We start from the raw sequence: 957 nt of genomic DNA on the forward strand, positions 1-957 counted from the left end.
GGTATCGGCAGTGACTTCGACGGCGACGGCATTGCCGAGACCGTCTACGTCGACACCGACGCCGACGGCGTGGTCGACACGGTCATCATGGACAGCGACGGCGACGGCTACCTCGACAGCGCGGCGACCGACGCCGATGGCGACGGCTANGAGGTCTCGTTCTAACGCGAACGCGGCTCCACAAAATCTCGCAAAAAAATCTGCGCGGGGTGGGAACTTTTCTCCCGCCCCGCGCATCTCATACGTAACGCGAAATTTGTAATCGAAGGATCCGATCATGGTGAATGAACCACAAGAAGAGTCACTCCTCGGCGATGTCCCCGCCGTCAGCGACGCGCAGTGGGACAGCATGCTCTCGTCGACGTTCAGCGCGCCTCCGGGCTTCGCTGACTACCTCGTCGACATGTTTGACTCGGTCACGGAGGATGGCACGACCCCCGACGCGGCGGCCGGCGAAACCGACACCACCGACGACGGCACGATTGACCCCGACGCGATTGACGACCTCGACGCCGACGACGCGCAGCCCGAGGCCGAAGCAGCTGACGACACGCAGGCCGACGACGCGAGCGCCACCGACGGCCAGGTCGGCAACGACCACGTCGACGACACCTTCGTCGACGCCGACCCCACCGACTCCCTCACGGGCGCCGGCGAGTCCGCCGACTCCGACTACGACGCCTACGACTCGACCACCGACTATGCCCACGACGACGCGCTCGGGGGCGACGACATCGACCTCGGCGACCTCGGACTCTAGGCACATCCCCAACGTGGCCAAATAAGTTCGCGTCACGGGAACTTTCAACCGCCCAACCGCATCCAATCTACGTCCCCAGCAGCCAGCACAAACAAGGGAAAGCAGACATGAGCAACTACCAGCCCAACGAGAGCATCGACCTCAACCAGGACGGCATCACCGACGCTCAGGCAGTTGACACCGACGGCGACGGCTAC

At 64.0% G+C, this 957-nt stretch carries 1 protein-coding gene; it reads left to right on the forward strand.

Translation table 11 applies throughout. The annotated features are described in order from the left end of the window. Positions 1–277 precede the first annotated feature (277 nt). Positions 278–760 (forward strand): hypothetical protein, encoded by a 483-nt coding sequence (locus tag ID132_RS01525; protein ID WP_193127675.1) that lies wholly within the window; start codon positions 278–280, stop codon positions 758–760. Positions 761–957 lie beyond the last annotated feature (197 nt).

Source organism: Gulosibacter sediminis (assembly GCF_014904065.1).
Lineage (GTDB): Bacteria > Actinomycetota > Actinomycetes > Actinomycetales > Microbacteriaceae > Gulosibacter > Gulosibacter sediminis.

Excerpts from the sequence above, each read along its gene's own strand:
- ID132_RS01525 (WP_193127675.1), top strand. The coding sequence starts at position 278 with ATGGTGAATGAACCACAAGAAGAGTCACTCCTCGGCGATGTCCCCGCC.